Source organism: Amycolatopsis sp. NPDC004368 (assembly GCF_053602515.1).
The window spans coordinates 139,296-155,031 of the sequence record NZ_JBSGDT010000013.1 but is presented as its reverse complement, the minus strand read 5'-3'; the positions used below and the strand labels follow the sequence as shown (position 1 = coordinate 155,031).

18 protein-coding genes are annotated in these 15,736 nt (G+C 71.8%); 8 read left to right on the top strand and 10 right to left on the bottom strand.

From position 1 onward, the window contains the following. Nucleotides 1–27: 27 nt before the first annotated feature. Entirely contained in the window at nucleotides 28–789 is a 762-nt protein-coding gene (gene ppgK, locus ACWEOE_RS20295) for a polyphosphate--glucose phosphotransferase (protein ID WP_452011224.1), read from the bottom strand. Nucleotides 790–853: 64 nt separating this feature from the next. On the opposite strand from ppgK, the gene ACWEOE_RS20290 reads away from it, so the two are divergent. After that, nucleotides 854–1,675, top strand: coding sequence for an inositol monophosphatase family protein (locus tag ACWEOE_RS20290; RefSeq protein ID WP_452011222.1), 822 nt, complete (start codon nucleotides 854–856; stop codon nucleotides 1,673–1,675). Nucleotides 1,676–1,855: 180 nt separating this feature from the next. Here the strand turns inward: ACWEOE_RS20290 and cei are convergent, their stop codons facing one another. Then, nucleotides 1,856–2,539: an envelope integrity protein Cei gene (gene cei, locus ACWEOE_RS20285; RefSeq protein ID WP_452011219.1), complete on the bottom strand. Its 684-nt coding sequence runs from the start codon at nucleotides 2,537–2,539 to the stop codon at nucleotides 1,856–1,858. A 579-nt stretch (nucleotides 2,540–3,118) separates the two neighbouring features. On the opposite strand from cei, the gene ACWEOE_RS20280 reads away from it, so the two are divergent. Continuing rightward, nucleotides 3,119–3,427 (top strand): DUF4193 domain-containing protein, encoded by a 309-nt coding sequence (locus ACWEOE_RS20280; RefSeq protein ID WP_204090248.1) that lies wholly within the window; start codon nucleotides 3,119–3,121, stop codon nucleotides 3,425–3,427. Between the two features lie 188 nt (nucleotides 3,428–3,615). Here the strand turns inward: ACWEOE_RS20280 and ACWEOE_RS20275 are convergent, their stop codons facing one another. After that, on the bottom strand, nucleotides 3,616–4,101 hold the full coding sequence (locus ACWEOE_RS20275) for a DUF3093 domain-containing protein (RefSeq protein ID WP_452011216.1): 486 nt from the start codon (nucleotides 4,099–4,101) through the stop codon (nucleotides 3,616–3,618). Nucleotides 4,102–4,125: 24 nt separating this feature from the next. Here ACWEOE_RS20275 and dut point away from each other — a divergent pair, with 24 nt between their 5' ends. Next, nucleotides 4,126–4,632, top strand: a complete 507-nt coding sequence (gene dut, locus ACWEOE_RS20270; protein WP_452011214.1) for a dUTP diphosphatase — start codon at nucleotides 4,126–4,128, stop codon at nucleotides 4,630–4,632. Continuing rightward, nucleotides 4,632–5,294, top strand: a complete 663-nt coding sequence (locus tag ACWEOE_RS20265) for a DUF3710 domain-containing protein (protein ID WP_452011211.1) — start codon at nucleotides 4,632–4,634, stop codon at nucleotides 5,292–5,294. Before dut ends, ACWEOE_RS20265 begins: the two co-directional genes overlap by 1 nt. A gap of 52 nt (nucleotides 5,295–5,346) precedes the next feature. Here ACWEOE_RS20265 and ACWEOE_RS20260 read toward each other — a convergent pair whose 3' ends face one another. Next, nucleotides 5,347–6,060 carry an alpha/beta hydrolase gene (locus ACWEOE_RS20260; protein WP_452011208.1) on the bottom strand — a complete coding sequence of 238 codons (714 nt, stop codon included), beginning with the start codon at nucleotides 6,058–6,060 and terminating at the stop codon, nucleotides 5,347–5,349. Between the two features lie 102 nt (nucleotides 6,061–6,162). On the opposite strand from ACWEOE_RS20260, the gene ACWEOE_RS20255 reads away from it, so the two are divergent. Continuing rightward, a complete protein-coding gene (locus ACWEOE_RS20255) occupies nucleotides 6,163–6,543 on the top strand; it encodes an OB-fold nucleic acid binding domain-containing protein (RefSeq protein WP_326833793.1) in 381 nt (126 codons plus the stop codon). 210 nt (nucleotides 6,544–6,753) lie between these two features. Then, complete coding sequence (locus ACWEOE_RS20250) at nucleotides 6,754–7,413, top strand: DUF3159 domain-containing protein (RefSeq protein ID WP_452011316.1); 660 nt, start codon at nucleotides 6,754–6,756, stop codon at nucleotides 7,411–7,413. A 61-nt stretch (nucleotides 7,414–7,474) separates the two neighbouring features. Here ACWEOE_RS20250 and ACWEOE_RS20245 read toward each other — a convergent pair whose 3' ends face one another. Both ACWEOE_RS20245 and ACWEOE_RS20240 read right to left on the bottom strand, forming a co-directional pair. Next, the gene (locus ACWEOE_RS20245) at nucleotides 7,475–8,131 is read right to left on the bottom strand and encodes a potassium channel family protein (protein WP_452011205.1); all 657 of its coding nucleotides are present in this window, start codon (nucleotides 8,129–8,131) and stop codon (nucleotides 7,475–7,477) included. Continuing rightward, nucleotides 8,131–8,796, bottom strand: coding sequence for a potassium channel family protein (locus tag ACWEOE_RS20240; RefSeq protein ID WP_452011202.1), 666 nt, complete (start codon nucleotides 8,794–8,796; stop codon nucleotides 8,131–8,133). Before ACWEOE_RS20240 ends, ACWEOE_RS20245 begins: the two co-directional genes overlap by 1 nt. Before the next feature lie 152 nt (nucleotides 8,797–8,948). Between ACWEOE_RS20240 and ACWEOE_RS20235 the strand changes: the two genes are divergently transcribed. Continuing rightward, the gene (locus ACWEOE_RS20235) at nucleotides 8,949–11,000 is read left to right on the top strand and encodes an APC family permease (RefSeq protein ID WP_452011199.1); all 2,052 of its coding nucleotides are present in this window, start codon (nucleotides 8,949–8,951) and stop codon (nucleotides 10,998–11,000) included. Next, on the top strand, nucleotides 10,997–12,187 hold the full coding sequence (locus ACWEOE_RS20230) for a class I SAM-dependent RNA methyltransferase (RefSeq protein ID WP_452011197.1): 1,191 nt from the start codon (nucleotides 10,997–10,999) through the stop codon (nucleotides 12,185–12,187). Before ACWEOE_RS20235 ends, ACWEOE_RS20230 begins: the two co-directional genes overlap by 4 nt. A 139-nt stretch (nucleotides 12,188–12,326) precedes the next feature. Here the strand turns inward: ACWEOE_RS20230 and ACWEOE_RS20225 are convergent, their stop codons facing one another. The 4 genes from ACWEOE_RS20225 to ACWEOE_RS20210 form a co-directional block, all read right to left on the bottom strand. Continuing rightward, a complete protein-coding gene (locus ACWEOE_RS20225) occupies nucleotides 12,327–12,533 on the bottom strand; it encodes a hypothetical protein (RefSeq protein ID WP_452011195.1) in 207 nt (68 codons plus the stop codon). Continuing rightward, nucleotides 12,521–13,345, bottom strand: coding sequence for an ABC transporter substrate-binding protein (locus tag ACWEOE_RS20220; RefSeq protein ID WP_452011192.1), 825 nt, complete (start codon nucleotides 13,343–13,345; stop codon nucleotides 12,521–12,523). Before ACWEOE_RS20220 ends, ACWEOE_RS20225 begins: the two co-directional genes overlap by 13 nt. 41 nt (nucleotides 13,346–13,386) lie before the next feature. Continuing rightward, nucleotides 13,387–13,812, bottom strand: a complete 426-nt coding sequence (locus ACWEOE_RS20215; protein ID WP_452011189.1) for a hypothetical protein — start codon at nucleotides 13,810–13,812, stop codon at nucleotides 13,387–13,389. Between the two features lie 374 nt (nucleotides 13,813–14,186). Next, nucleotides 14,187–15,617: an aldehyde dehydrogenase family protein gene (locus tag ACWEOE_RS20210; protein WP_452011186.1), complete on the bottom strand. Its 1,431-nt coding sequence runs from the start codon at nucleotides 15,615–15,617 to the stop codon at nucleotides 14,187–14,189. Between the last annotated feature and the right edge of the window lie 119 nt (nucleotides 15,618–15,736).

Below are 15,736 nucleotides of genomic sequence, written 5' to 3'. Positions count from 1 at the left end.
CCGGACGTGTCCGGCGGTGTGCGGGACTCAGTGCCCGATGCCCTCGACCGCGGCCGCGGCGGCGCCGACGATGCCGGCGTTGTTCTGCAGCGAGGCGACGATGACCGGGGTCCGCACGTCGAGCAGCGGCACCCACTTCTCGGCCTTCTTGCTCACGCCGCCGCCGACGATGAACAGATCCGGCCAGATCAGGTTCTCGAGCACCGTGAGGTAGCGGTGCACCCGCTTGGACCACTGGTGGTACGAGAGCCCCTCGTTGTCCTTGACCGACGCCGCGGCGCGCTTCTCCGCGTCGTGGCCGTCGACCTCGAGGTGGCCGAACTCGGTGTTGGGCACGAGCTTGCCGTCGTGGAACACCGCGCTGCCGATGCCGGTGCCGAAGGTCAGCAGGGCCGTGAGGCCGGTGCGGGCGCGCTCGTCGCCGAACCGGATCTCGGCCATGCCGGCCGCGTCGGCGTCGTTGAGCATGGCCACGTCCGCGACGCTCTTGCCGAGCCGCTTGGCGAACAGCGCGTCGGCGTCCGTGCCGATCCACGCCTTGTCGATGTTGGCCGCGGTGTGCGCGACGCCCTTCTTGACCACCGCCGGGAGCGTGACCCCGACCGGCCCGTCCCACTCCGCGGTGCGCACGATGTCGGCCACCACGTCCGCGACGGCGTCGGGGGTCGACGGCTGCGGAGTCTCGATCCGGTGCCGCTCGCCGATGAGCTGTCCGGTCTCCAAATCGACCAGCGCGCCCTTGATCCCGCTGCCGCCGATGTCGATTCCGAAACCTCGGGTCGCCGTCACTGACGTGGTCCCTTCTCGCACGATTCAGAAGTCTGCTGCGGAGACTTTAACCGGATGTGGTGACATGTCGGACGTGGGAGCTGACGAGTCGTTGCTGAAAAGCGTTGCGGAGCAGGTGGCGGTCGAGGCGGCCGCGCTGGTGCGGGCGGCCTGGACCGCCATGCAGGCCGGCGGTGAGGTCCGGGTGGACACCAAGTCGGCGGACACCGACGTGGTGACCGCGGTCGACCGGGAGTCCGAGGAGCTGGTGCGGGCGCGGCTGGCCGAGCTGCGCCCGGGAGAGCCCGTGCTCGGCGAGGAAGGCGGCGGCGCCGCGCCCGGCACCGGCGTGACGTGGGTGGTGGACCCGATCGACGGGACCGTCAACTTCCTCTACGGGCTGCCCGCGTTCGCGGTGTCGCTGGCCGCCCAGGTCGACGGGGTGTCGGTGGCCGGGGCGGTCGTGGAACCGGTCAGCGGCCGCCGCTGGACGGCCGCGCGGGGCCAGGGCGCGTGGCTCGACGGGCACCGCCTGTCGGTTTCCTCGCCGACGCGGCTGGACCTGTCGCTGGTCGGCACGGGGTTCGCCTACGCCCGCGAGCGCCGCGTGCGCCAGGGCGCGCTGGCGGGCGAGCTGCTCGGGCACGTGCGCGACCTGCGCCGGGGCGGCGCGGCGTCGCTCGAGCTGTGCGCGGTGGGCGCGGGCTGGCTCGACGCCTACTTCGAGCACGGCCTGCACCGCTGGGACTGGGCCGCCGCGGCGCTGGTCGCGGCCGAGGCGGGCGCGACGGTCCTGCTGCCGGGCTCGGCTCCGGACCTGGGCGACGACATGACCTTCGCGGCGGCACCCGGTATCGCGGAACCACTGCGCGGGGTCCTGTCGACGCTGGACGCCAAGAGCGTCTGAGTGGCCTGCCCGGGCCCGTTCGCGCGGGTTCGGGCCCGGCGGGGTTCGGCGGAGCCGGTGGTCGAGCGGGGCAGTGCCGGGGGAACGCCGGGGGAACGCCGGGGGAACGCCGGGGGAACGCCGGGGGAACGCTGCCGCGCGGCGCCGCAGGAAGGTGCCGGGGCGTGCTCGGGCCTGGGGTCAGCAGGCGACGTCGCGCGCCGCGGCGAGCATCGTCTGGTCGATCACGGGTGCGCCGGGGCCGGTGGACTGCTCGTTGCCGCCACCGCCCTGGTGGGCCTTGGACCAGTCGGCGAGCTTCTGCAGGATCTGGCGCGCCTCGGGCCGCGGGCGGAGGTCGTCGAACAGCGTGCCGGTGACGAGGTCGACGCTGGCGTCCTTGCGGTTGTCGCGCACGAGCTCGGCGCACGGGGCCACGAGGCTGACCGTGCGCGCGGCCGTGGCGCCGTTCTCGCCGTAGCGGATCTGGCCGCGGCACTTGGCGTCGCCCTTGGGGTAGGCGGGGTCGTTGGCCGGGTCGCCGACCGCGCTGAAGCCGAGCTCGCGCAGCGCCGTGGTGGTGATGCTGCCCTGGCCGCGCGTGCTGCTGGCGTTGAGCACCTTGACCGCAACCTTGTCGGGCGGCACGGGGGAGCGGTCGTCGAGACCGTTGTGGGGCACGGTCGTGTACGTGGTGCCTGGTGGTGGAGTCGGGGCCGGCGTGCAGACCACGGCCTCGTCGACGTCCCCGCGACCGACGACCGCGTGCACCCACACGAACACCGCGCCGAGGGCGAGCACCCCGATCACGATGAGCGCGGGCAGCGGCCGGTGCTTGCGATAAGGCCGCGCACCACGGTCCCCCGAGCCGTTCCCCGACGCCACCTGCCCCGTCCCTTCCCGAACGCGGATCCCCGCAAACCCCATCGCCCCGTGACCCCCGGCACCGCGCGGCGCCCCGCGCGCCGATCGGTGTGGTCCCCGGTGTCGTCGGCGGAACCGTACGGGCCGCCGTAGCCGCTCAGCCTAGGCGCTCCGCACGGCGCGCGATGGCGCGGGTCACCCCGTGCCCACCGGCGTCCCCGCCGAGGCCGAGCCGTGAATCCCGGGTCCGCCGATCGCACCACGGAGACGTCCGGCCGGGCAAGCGGACACCGCTCCCGGGTGATCTTCACGACGAGCGGGCAACCTTGGTGGAGGACAGCCGTCTCACCAGCGGATTCCCCCTGTCGGGTGACGAAATTCAAGCAATGTGCGACTCGGTGCGGAGCCGCGCGAAGCGTGAGCTACCCTTCCCGGGCTCCGGCCGCAGGAAGAGGGGCACCTGGCTGAGACCTCGGTCACTGCGGGCGCCGGGCACAAACAGGGGCGCTGGAACGTTGACCAGCGGCACGACGGGCTCACGGGTTCGACCCTGTGGGACCGGAAGAACAAGACAAGCTGATTCGCAGGGGTGAGGGACACATGGCTACCGACTACGACGCTCCGCGCCGCAGCGAAGCCGACGAGCTGGCCGAAGACTCGTTGGAGGAGCTGAAGGCCCGGCGCAACGAGAACCAGTCCGGCGTCGTCGACGTCGACGAGGACGCGAACGCCGAGAACTTCGAGCTTCCTGGTGCCGACCTCTCCGGGCTTTCCGGTGAGGACATGACCGTGAAGGTCGTGCCGAAGCAGGCTGACGAGTTCACCTGCTCGGTCTGCTTCCTGGTGCACCACCGCAGCAGGCTCGCCGAAGACAACGGCGGCCGGCTGATCTGCCGCGACTGCGCCTGAGCACAGGCCTGCGCCTGACGGCGTACGGGGATCTCGTACAGGACTTCAGGGGAACCACAGGTTTTTCAGGGGTGACACAGTCGCGGCGGTCCGGGGAAGCTCGCTCGCGAGCTGGGCAAAGGGGGTCGGCCTCACGAGGCCGGCCCCCTTCCGCATGCGCTCCACCCGGCGCCGGGCCGATGCCCGGCTCAGGAACGCGCGCGCAGCAACTCGGCGACGCGCTTCGGCTTGCGGGTGCTGAACAGCCAGTACGGCGTGGGATCGGCCGGGTCGGTGAGCTGCACGCGCACCGCCGGGCCCACCCAGCCGCGGTGCATCACGAACGCGGCCGGGTCGCCGTCGCGCCCCAGCGCGCGGCGCTTGTCGTCCTTCTCGAGCACCTCGACCACACCGGCGAAGCGCAGCGGCAGGTGCGCGTCGCCGACCCACAGCTCGGGCTCGTCGCCGCTCGTCACCCGCACGCGCGAACGGCCGAGCGACACCAGCAGCGCGGCCATCACCAGCACGGCGATCGGCAGCGGGATCCACACCGGGATCGAGGGGTACCCGAGGTGGATCTCCACCCCGAGCAGGATCGCGCCGAGCATCGGCAGCGGCCAGCCCCACCACGGCACGTACAGCCGTTCGGAGTGCGCCAGGCCGTGCTTCACGGCGGTGTTCACGGTGTCAGCCACGGAACAAGGGTAGTCTCGCCGCCCGTGTCCTCCAGCGTTCAGGTACTCCTCACCCGGCTCGACCCCGGCGTTCCGTTGCCCGCGTACGCGCGGCCCGGCGACGCCGGCGCCGACCTCGTCACCACCTCGGATATCGTGCTCGGGCCCGGCGAACGCGGGGTGGTGGGCACCGGCGTCGCGATCGCGCTGCCGCCCGGCCACGCGGGGTTCGTCCACCCGCGCTCGGGGCTCGCGGCCCGCGTGGGGCTGTCGGTGGTGAACACCCCCGGCACGATCGACGCGGGGTACCGCGGTGAGATCCGGGTCTGCCTCGTCAATCATGATCTTCACGAGCCGGTCGTGCTCGCGCGCGGCGACCGGATCGCGCAGCTGGTGATCCAGCGGGTCGAGCACGCCGTGTTCGTCGAGGTCGCCGAACTCGGTGACACCGAACGTGGCGCCGGTGGTTACGGCTCGACCGGCGGGCACGCCACACTGGTCCCTGACGTGCCCGGCGCGGACGCGGGCACTGGGGAAGGAACGGAGAAGTAGTGGGGATCTTCGGACGCAAGCGCAGGTCCGACAGCGAGCTCACCGAGCCCGCCGAGAGCGACACCGGCGACACCGGGGCGGACGCCGACGACGCGATCGAACCCGAGAACCAGCTGTCGGAGACCGACCAGGGGCCCTTCGACGTCGCCGACGCCGAGGAGGACGGCATCCCGCGCATCGACCTCGGTTCGGTGCGGGTGCCGGTGCCCGACGGCTCGCAGGTGCAGGTCGAGATGGACCCGGAGGCCGGCGGCGTCCGCGCGGTCCACGTGGTGACCGAGCAGGGCCAGATCACGGTCAGCGCCTACGCGGCGCCGCGGTCGGGCGGGCTGTGGCGTGAGGTCGGCACCGAGCTCGGTGACCAGCTGCGCGCCGACGGCGCCAAGGTGAGCGTCGGCCGTGGCGAGTGGGGGCTGGAACTGTCGGCCATCGTCGGCGACGTCGCGCTGCGTTTCGTGGGCGTCGACGGCCCGCGCTGGATGCTGCGCGGCGTGATCGCCGGGCCGCAGTCGCAGGCCGCGCAGGCGCCCGACGTGCTCCGCATGATCGTGCGCCACACCATCGTCGACCGCGGCGACTCCCCGATGCCGGTGCGCACGCCGTTGCCCATCACGCTGCCGGACGCCGTCGCGCAGCACATCGCCGAGCAGCAAGAAGGCTGACGCGGTCCGGGAAGGGCCGTCGACGGGGCGCTGATCCCGTCGACGGCCCTTTTCACCGGCTCTCGGCCGTCAAGAAGGCCAGCAACGCCGCCCGGCCCAGCACTTCGCGGTCCCGTCCGAAGTCCGCCAGGCGCACGATCTCCACTGCGCCACGCGGTACCGCGGCGGCCCACGCCCGTGCCACCGCCACGGGGTGCACGAGGTCGCCGTCGCACCCGGCCACTCCGACCGGCACGGCCACCGCGGCCAGCTCCGGCGACGCCGGCGCCCGCCGCCCGGCTGCGACCCGCAGCCCGGCCACCAGGTCCTCGCCGTGGCGGCGCCAGGCGCGCGACAGCTCGGCCACCAACCAGCCCGGGCTTCCCTCCGCCACGGCGGCCAGCGCGCCCTCCACCCCTTGCGCGGCCACCAGATCCGCCGAGGCGCGCGCCGCGACGGCCGCGGGCGCGAGGCCCGGTTCGCCGTTCCAGGCCGGGAGAGCGCACACCAGCCCCTCGCAACGGCCGGGGTTCGCCACCGCCCACTCCGCGGCGAGGTGCGCGCCGAACGAGATCCCGCCCACCACGAGCGAGCCGTGCACCCGCGCGAGCCGGTCCAGCTCCGCCAGGTACCCGTCGGCGAGCGCGGCCCCGGGCGGCGGTGCCGGCGTGATCAACCGGGCACCCACCAGCGCCGACGGCGCGGCGAACACCGCCTGCACGAACACCTCGTCGGACCCCGTCCCGGGCAGCAGGACGACGGGGCGGTTGCGGATAGCGGACGTCACGTTGCGATCTTGGCGCAAACCCGTTTCCCTGAGGTGAACCAGAGCTACGCTGGTCTACGCACGGGCCGCGAAGTCGGGGGCCCCGGAGCACAGGAGCACACCATGTCCGCCAAGGACGGCGGCTACTTCAGCCGGTTGGTTCGCAAGCTGACCACCGACGTCGAGGACCTCGACGCCGACGAGATGTCCGAACGGTCCGGCGCCGAGGGTGCTCGGCGCGCCTGCGACTGCCGGTCCGGCGAAGAGGCGACTGTGCTCGGCAGACTGCGCAGCGTCGAGCTGTGCCCGAGCGAGGGAACTCCGACGCTCCAGGCCGAGTTGTTCGACGGAACACAGGGCGTGACGCTAATCTGGCTGGGCCGACGCCGGATCCCCGGCATCGAGCCGGGTCGGACCATCAAGGTCCGCGGCCGGATGGCGGAGCGTGACGGCCAGAAGGTGCTCTACAACCCGTACTACGAACTCCAGAGCCCGGTAGGTTGATCCACTCCCGTGACTGAGCCCGCTCCCCGCGACGAGACACACGTGCCCGAAGGCGGGGACGAACAGCACCACGACGACCGGCCCGGTGAGCGCGGCAGCGCCAGGACCGACACCGTCACGAAGCCGGACACCGGCGCCGAAACCGAGGCCGGCGCCGAGTCCGAGCCCGAGCCCGAGGACGACAAGCCCGAGCCCACGCTGCTGGAGCAGATGGGCGGCGTGTCCGGCCTGTTCTACTCGTCGGTGCCGGTGATCGTGTTCGTGGTGGTGAACGCCTTCTTCGGGCTGACCGCGGCCATCTGGGGCTCGATCGGCAGCGCGGTCGCGATCACGGTGCTGCGGATCGTGCGCAAGGAACCGCTGCAGCCGGCGATCTCGGGCTTCTTCGGGGTCGCCATCGCCGCGTTCATCGCCTTCCGCACGGGTTCGGCCAAGGGCTTTTTCCTCTTCGGCATCTGGGCGAGCCTCGCCTACTGCGGCGTGTTCGTGCTGTCGATCCTCGTGCGCTGGCCGATCGCCGGCGTGGTGTGGAGCGCGCTCAACGGCTCCGGCCAGGCCTGGCGCAAGGACAAGCCCTCGCGCTACGGCTACGACATCGCCACGCTCGCGCTGGCCGTGATCTTCGCGGCCCGGTTCGTGGTGCAGCGCTGGCTCTACAACAGCGACTACACCGGCTGGCTCGCGTTCGCGAAGATCGCCATGGGGTACCCGCTCTACGCGCTCGGCCTGCTCGTGGTCGTCTGGGCGGTCCGCCGCTCCGACAAGCGCCTCAAGGCACTGGCCGAGGCGGAACCGAAACCGGAGACCGACGCCGAGGTGGAAGCCCGGCTGCGCGAGAAGTACGCGCAGGCGCCGCCCACGGAGGCGTAAGCCCGCCTCGCAAGACATTGAAAGGCCCCTCACGTGCTCGTGAGGGGCCTTTCACGTGTGCTCAGTACCCGAGTGCCGTCCGGATCTCCGGCTCGACGTCCGACGTCGCCACGAACAGCAGTTCGTCGCCCGGCTCCAGCGGGTCCTCCGGCTGCGGCACGATCACGCGGTCGCCGCGCAGGATCGTCACGAGCGCGGCGTCGCGGGGCAGCGCGATCTCGCTCACGGGCTTGCCGGCCAGCGGCGTCTCCTCGGGCAGCGTGAGCTCCACGAGGTTCGCCTGGCTCTGACGGAACGTCATCAGCCGCACGAGGTCGCCGACGCTCACGGCCTCCTCGACCATCGCGGCGAGCATCCGCGGGGTCGACACGGCCACGTCGACCCCCCAGGCGTCGGTGAACAGCCACTCGTTCGACGGGTTGTTCACGCGCGCCACCACCCGGCGCACCGCGAACTCGGTCTTGGCGAGCAACGACACCACGAGGTTGGACTTGTCGTCGCCGGTGGCGGCGATCACGACGTCGCAGCGCTCGATCCCGGACTCCTCCAGGATCGAGACCTCGCACGCGTCGCCGAGCACCCAGTCGGCCTGCGGCACCGTGTCGGGTTCGAACTGGTCCGCCTCGCGCTCGATCAACATCACCTGGTGCCGCCCGTCGATCAGCTCGACGGCGATGGAGCGCCCGACGGCGCCGGCACCCGCGATCGCGACCCGCATCAGTTCTCCTCCTCCGGAGCGCGAGCGGCCACGCTCGTCACGTCGCCGACGGTGCCGGAGCGGGCCGCGACGTAGACCACGTCGTCGGCCTGCACCATGGTCTTGTTGTCCGGCAGCACGCCGTTGCCGAAGCGCATGATGAACGCGACGCGCGCGCCCGTGGCCTCCTGCAGCTCGCGCACGCTGCGCCCGATCCAGCCTTCTTGCAGTGGCAGCTGGAGCAGCGCGACGTTGCCCGAGGGGTCGCGCCACACCGAGGCGACGCCGTCGGGCAGCAGGGTGCGCAGGAACCGGTCGGTGGTCCACGGCACCGTGGCGACGGTGGGGATGCCGAGGCGCTCGTACACCGCGGCGCGCTTGTGGTCGTAGATCCGCGCGACCACGTGCTCGATGCCGAAGTTCTCGCGCGCGACCCGCGCGGAGATGATGTTGGAGTTGTCGCCGCTCGACACGGCCGCGAACGCGCCGGCCTCTTCGATGCCCGCCTCGATCAGCACCTGCCGGTCGAAGCCGACGCCGACGATCTGCTGGCCGTGGAAGTCGCTGCCCAGCCGGCGGAACGCCTGGGGGTTCTTGTCGATGACGGCCACCTCGTGGCCGAGACGCTCAAGCGCCGCGGCCAGGGATGCGCCGACCCGGCCGCACCCCATGATCACCACGTGCACGCCCTGCCTCCTCGTAGGTGGGGGTGAAACCCGTCCGTAGGTACCCTCGCGCACCAGCGCCGAACCTACCCTGCGGGGTCCCGGTTGGTTCCACCGTCCTCCCCTCCACCGCCCTCAACGGAGAAGCTCCGCTTCGCTGTAGATTCTGCAGGGTGTCGAAGTTCCCGACCGTGCTGAAGCGCCTTGTCCTCGGACGCCCGTTCCGCAGTGACCGGCTCTCCCACACGCTCCTGCCCAAGCGCATCGCCCTGCCGATCTTCGCCTCGGACGCGCTCTCCAGCGTGGCGTACGCGCCGGAGGAGATCTTCCTGACCCTGAGCGTCGCCGGCTTGTCCGCGTACTCGTTCGCGCCGTGGATCGGCGTGGCCGTCGCGCTGGTCATGCTCGTGGTCGTGGCGTCGTACCGGCAGAACGTGCACGCCTATCCGAGCGGCGGCGGTGACTACGAGGTCGCCACGACCAACCTGGGCGGCAAGTTCGGCCTGACCGTGGCGAGTGCGCTGCTCGTCGACTACGTGATGACCGTCGCGGTGTCCACTTCGTCCGGTGTGGCCAACATCGGCTCGGCCGTGCCGTGGGTCGCCGATCACAAGGTGCTCACCGCCGTGGTGATCGTCGTGGTGCTGAGCGCGCTGAACCTGCGCGGGGTGCGGGAATCGGGCAAAGCCTTCGCCATCCCCACATACGGCTTCATTCTCGGCATCCTGGTCATGGTCGTGTGGGGCCTGATCGAGGCCGCCACGGGCAGCGAGATGCGCGCGGAGAGCGCCGGCTTCACGCTGCACTCCGAGGGCAACTGGACCGGCTTCGCGTTCGTCTTCCTCATCCTGCGGTCGTTCTCGTCCGGCGCCGCGGCGCTGACGGGGGTCGAGGCGATCAGCAACGGCGTGCCGGCGTTCCGCAAGCCGAAGTCGAAGAACGCGGCCACGACGCTGCTGATGATGGGCGTGCTCGCGGTGGTGATGCTCGTCGGCATCATCACCCTCGCCGTGATCACCAAGGTGAACTTCGCCGACAACCCGGCCGAGCAGCTGCAGGGGGCGCCTCCGGGGTACCAGCAGAAGACGATCGTGGCGCAGATCGCGCACGCGGTGTTCGCCAGTTTCCCGGCGGGCTTCTACTACATCTCCTTCGTCACCGGCATCATCCTGTTGCTGGCGGCCAACACGGCGTTCAACGGTTTCCCCGTGCTCGGCTCGATCCTCGCGCAGGACCGCTACCTGCCGCGGCAGTTGCACACGCGCGGCGACCGCCTGGCGTTCTCCAACGGCATCCTGTTCCTCGCGATCTTCGCGCTGGTGCTGATCATCGCGTTCGACGCGGAGGTCACGCGGCTCATCCAGCTCTACATCGTGGGCGTGTTCGTGTCGTTCACGGTGAGCCAGGCCGGCATGATCCGGCACTGGAACCGCTTGCTGGCCAAGGAAACCGACGGCGCGGTGCGGCGGCGGATGCGGCGCTCGCAGACCGTCAACGCGATCGGCCTGACCATGACCGGCACGGTGCTCGTGATCGTGTTGATCACCAAGTTCCTGCTCGGCGCGTGGATCGCGATCGCGGCGATGGTGGCGATCTTCGCGCTGATGACCGCGATCCGGAAGCACTACGACCGCGTGTCCGAGGAGCTCAAGGAGCTCGACGACACCCCGACCGTGCTGCCCTCGCGCAACCACGCGATCGTGCTGGTGTCCAAACTGCACCGTCCGACGCTGCGCGCGCTGGCTTATGCCAAGGCGATGCGGCCCGACGTGCTCGAGGCCGTGACGGTGAACGTCGACGACGCCGACACCCGCAAGCTCACGCAGGAGTGGGAAGCGCACAAGTTCAAGGTGCCGCTGAAGGTCGTCGAGTCGCCGTACCGGGAAATCACGAAGCCGGTGCTGGACTACGTGAAGCGCGTGCGCGGCGACAACCCGCGCAACGTGGTCACCGTCTTCATCCCCGAGTACGTGGTGGGCCACTGGTGGGAGCAGGTGCTGCACAACCAGAGTGCGTTGCGGCTCAAGGGAAGGCTGCTGTTCCAGCCCGGGGTCATCGTCGCGAGCGTGCCGTGGCAGCTCGAGTCGTCCGCGAAGGCGGCCGAGCGCGAACGCCGGGCCCGGCCCGCGGCCGGCGACGTGCGGCGTGGCTTCGCCGCGACCGGCGGCGGTTTGGCCGGTAAACCCGTGGAGAAACCGAAACCGGCCAAGGAACCTGCCGAATGACGGAGAACTGGCTCGGCCGCGTGCTCGAGCTCGAGATCGGCCCGGTCGCCCACGGCGGCCACTGCGTGTCGCGTGTGGACGGACGCGTGGTGTTCGTCCGCCACGGCCTGCCGGGCGAGCGCGTGCGCGCCGAGGTGACCGAGGACAAGGGCGGCTCGTTCTGCCGGGCCGACGCGGTGGAAGTCCTCAGCGCGTCGGAGCACCGCGTCACCCCGCCGTGCCCGCTCGCCGCGCCGGGCGGCTGCGGCGGGTGCGACTGGCAGCACGCCGACCCGGCCTACCAGCGCTCGCTGAAGGCGGCCGTGGTCGCCGAGCAGCTGCAGCGGCTGGCGGGCATCACGCGTGACGTCGTGGTCGAGCCGCTCGAGGGTGGCCCGCTCGGCTGGCGCAGCCGCGTGCGGCTCGTGGCCGGCCGCGACGGGCGCGCCGGGCTGCGCGCGCACCACAGCCACCGCGTCGTGGCGCTCGACGACTGCCCGATCGCCGTGCCGCGCGCGCTCGACGTGGCGCTGGCCAAGCGCTGGCGCCCGGGCACCGAGCTCGAAGTGACCAGCGACGGCGACGGGCACACGCACCTGCGCGAGCTCACGACCGTCCACGGTCGCAACCGGTCACGCCAGCTGTCCGGGGGCGTCGCCGTGCAGCACGCCGCGGACCGCGATTGGCACCTCGACGCCCACGGCTTCTGGCAGGTGCACCCGCACGCGGCGGACACGTTCGCCGGGTTGGTGCGCGAGTGGGCCGAGGCCCGGCGCGGCGGCGTGGCCTGGGACCTCTACGCCGGCGTCGGGCTGTTCGCCGCGGTGCTGGCCGACCAGGTCGGCGCGGGCGGCCACGTGCTCGCCGTGGAGTCCGGCCGCCAGGCCGTGGCCGACGGCGAGCGCAACCTCGCGGATCTGCCCCAGGTCTCGTGGCGCGCGGGTCGGGTCGAGCACGTGCTCGCGGACGCCCCGAAACCCGTCGACGTGGTCGTCCTCGATCCGCCCCGCAAGGGCGCCGGGCGCGCCGTGGTCGATGCGATCGCGGCCGGCTCACCCGACCGGATCGTCTACGTGGCCTGCGATCCCGCCGCGCTCGCCCGCGACCTGGCGACCTTCGCCGACCACGGGTACTCGCTCACGGACCTGCGGGCGTTCGACGCGTTCCCGATGACGCACCACGTGGAGTGCGTGGCTCTGTTGAGTTGACCTTGGCCCCCGGTTCCGGCGGTGATCTCACGCTGTACCCGGCGCACGGCTGAGAGATCGCCGATTCATCGGCCGGCCCATGAACCTGGGCGCGTTCGACGCGCCCCCCGCGCCGGAGGCAGGCCGGCAACACAGCTCCTCAGGCCTTGATGGCACCGGAGATCTTCGGCACGACCTCCTTCAGCCCGTACGGCACCGAAAGCACCGACGGGAACGCCAAGGCGATGGCCGTCGTCAGGTCCAGGGCGATGTACGAGCCGCGCTTGACCGCGGGGAGCTGCTGGAACAGGGGGAGTGCCTCGGTCTGCGCGCGGCTGGCCGGGGTGGTGTAGGTCAGCACGAGCACGTCGGCGTCGATGAGGTCGAGGCGTTCGGGGCTGATCTGCGAGCGGCCGGGGATGGAGGTCTGCGGGTCTGCGGCAGCGACGTCACCTTCGGTGAGAGCACCAGGCCGAGCTGGCCGAAGAACAGGGCGGAGGCGTCCTGGGCGCTGCTGATGGTGGTGATGGTGCCGTCGCCGGTGACGGGGCCGATGGTGAACGTGCGCCCGGCGAAGCTCGGGTTGGCTTCCTTCGCGGCTTTGATCCGGGCTTCGACGTCGGTCACGAGCTTCTCGGCCTCGGCCGTGCGGCCCAGCACGGTGGCGACGCGGCGCGTGGTCACCTGCCAGGTGTCCTTGTTGTACCCGGCAGCGGACGACAGCGTCGGGGCGATCGCGCTGAGCGTCTTGTAGTCCTGGGCCAGCGTGGACCGGTCGGTGCCGAGGATGAGGTCGGGCTTGAGCGCGGCGATGCGCTCGAACGGCAGCTGCGTGTCGGCGAACAGCTCCGGCGGGTGGGCGCCCGCCTTCTCCTTCAGCCACGGCGACATGCCACCCGGCAGGAACTTGCCCAGGTCAGGGGTGATGAGCGGCACGACGCCGAGCGCCGCGGCCGCGTCGGAGTCGCGGTACTGGCCCACGGACACCACACGCTGCGGCGGCCGCGGGATCGTGGTGGTGCCCTCGACGCCCTTCACCTCGACCGGGAACCCCGGCGCCGACGGGCCGCTCGGCGAAGCCGCCTCGCCGGCGTTCGAACAGGCCGCGAGCGCCAGTCCCGCCGATACCCCCACCGCGGCTTTGAGCACCCCGCGCCGCCCTACCAGGCCAGAAGTCATGGCGGGGATATTAGGTAAGGTTTGCCTACTCTGGCAATGTGTCAGCGGCGCTGAGCCGCAAATCCCGCTGCGAGCCCCGTGACGGTCAGCAGCACGCCCACGCCGAGCAGCAGCCACGCACCCGGTGCGGGCCGGATTTCGGCGGTGGGGAACACCTCGGCCGCCGCCGGGAGCGTCCGCACGAGGTAGCGCACGGCGATGCCGCACACGATGAGCCCCGGCAGCGCCACGAACGCCAGCGGCTCGTCGCTGTGCCGCCGCAGCGTGACCCACGCCAGCGCGAACGCCGCGGCCAGCGCCACCGCGCACACGAGCCGCAGCGCCAGGCCGAGTTCCGGGCCGGGGGCGATGTCGGTCAGCCGGTCGGACAGGGCGTGGGCCGTCGGGAGCACGAGGGCCACCCCGCCCGCCACCGCGGTGGCAGCCACGACGACCGCCCGCGTCCTGCGCAGCGACCCACCGCTCACGACACCTCCACCAGGCCCGGGGGACCCGAGTCTACGGGCGTCGGCACCGGTTCCACTGCGTCCGGACGGACGCTTGTGGACGGTGCCGCTCACCGGAACCCCGGGTCAGCGGTCGGCCTTCCCCAGGTCCGCGCACCCCGAATCGCCGACGCGTCCGCCACCCGCCGGCTGTCCGAGCCCGGTCGCTCACCGATCGGTGCCGCGGCGCGTCCCACTGCGCCAGGACTTCGGGGTGAACAGCTTCGGCGTGTCGACAAGTCGTCCACATCGGACGGTCATGGTTCCGGCGGAGCCGGTTGGGGCAGCCGAACCAGCTCGCCGGGCACTGGTCCTTTCGGTGGTTCTCGAACGGACCAAGGCTCGGCGTGGGAGCGTCAGCCCGCGAACCACTTCTGCGGGCCGGGACGCAGGTTCTGGTAGATGTGCTTGGCCTCCGTGTACTCGGCGAGCCCGGTCGGGCCGAGCTCGCGCCCGAAGCCGGACTGCTTGTAGCCGCCCCACTCGGCTTGCGGCAGGTAGGGGTGGTAGTCGTTGATCCACACCGTGCCGTGGCGCAGCCGGTTGGCCACGCGCTGCGCCTTGGCCGCGTCGGTGGTGAACACGCCTCCGGCCAGGCCGTAGTGCGTGTCGTTCGCGATGCGCACGGCGTCGTCCTCGTCGGTGAAGGTCTCGACCGTGAGCACCGGTCCGAACGACTCCTCGACCACGGCGTGACTGCCTTGTGCGACGTTGTCGAGGATCGTGGGCAGGTAGAAGAAACCGTTCCGCAGCTCGGGGTCGTCGGGCCGCTTGCCGCCGGTGCGCAGCACGGCGCCCTCGGCCAGTGCTGTCGCGACGTGGGCCTCGACCTTTTCACGGTGGGCGGCCGAGATGAGCGGCCCGGTCTCGGCGCGCTCGTCGAACGGCCCGCCGAGGCGGATCCGCTCGGCGCGGCGCACCAGCTCGGCCACGAACTCGTCGTGCCATTCACGCTGCACGATGAGCCGCGCGCCCGCCGAGCAGACCTGGCCGGAGTGCAGGAACACGGCCGTGAGGGCGTAGTCCACGGCGGTCTCGAAGTCGGCGTCGGCGAACGCCACGTTGGGGTTCTTGCCACCCAGCTCCAGCGCCACCTTTTTCACCGTCGCGGCGGCGTTCGCGGCGATCACGCGCCCGGTGGCCAGGCCACCGGTGAACGACACCAGGTCCACGTCCGGGTGTGACGAAAGCGGTGCGCCGGCCTCCGGGCCGGCGCCGAGCACCAGGTTGGCGACGCCGCCGGGCAGGCCGGCCTCGGTGAGCAGGTTCATGAGCATGATCGACGTGTGGGGCGTCAGCTCGCTGGGCTTGACCACGAACGTGTTGCCCGCGGCCAGAGCGGGCGCGACCTTCCAGGTGGTCTGGAGCAGCGGGTAGTTCCACTGCGTGATGAGCCCGCACACGCCCACCGGCTCGTGCACGATCCGGCTGATCGAGTCGGCGCTGCCGGTGTCGACCACGCGGCCCGCGTCGCGGGCGGCGAGCTTGCCGAAGTACCGCAGGCAGGCGGCGACGTCAGCCATGTCGTAGCGGCTTTCCACCAGGCGTTTGCCGGTGTCGAGCGACTCGGCGCGGGCGAAGGCCTCGGCGTCGCGGTCGAGCAGGTCGGCCGTGCGCAGCAGCAGGTCACCGCGTACGGCGGCGGGCGTCGAGGGCCACGGCCCCGTGTCGAACGCGCGCCGGGCCGCGGCGATCGCGGCTTCGGTGTCCTCGCGCGTGGCCTCGGCCACCTCGGCGACGAGCGACGGGGCCACTCGCGGTAGCCGCGACTCGGCCGGAACCTCCATGTTCACACCCGACCGTGGAGTTGCGTTCGGCTCCGGCGTGTGATCCGGGACGCGGGCGCCGCGGCGGTGGTGGCGCGGATCCGTAGACTGGCCGGAACTGGCGGGAGCGAAGGGAACCA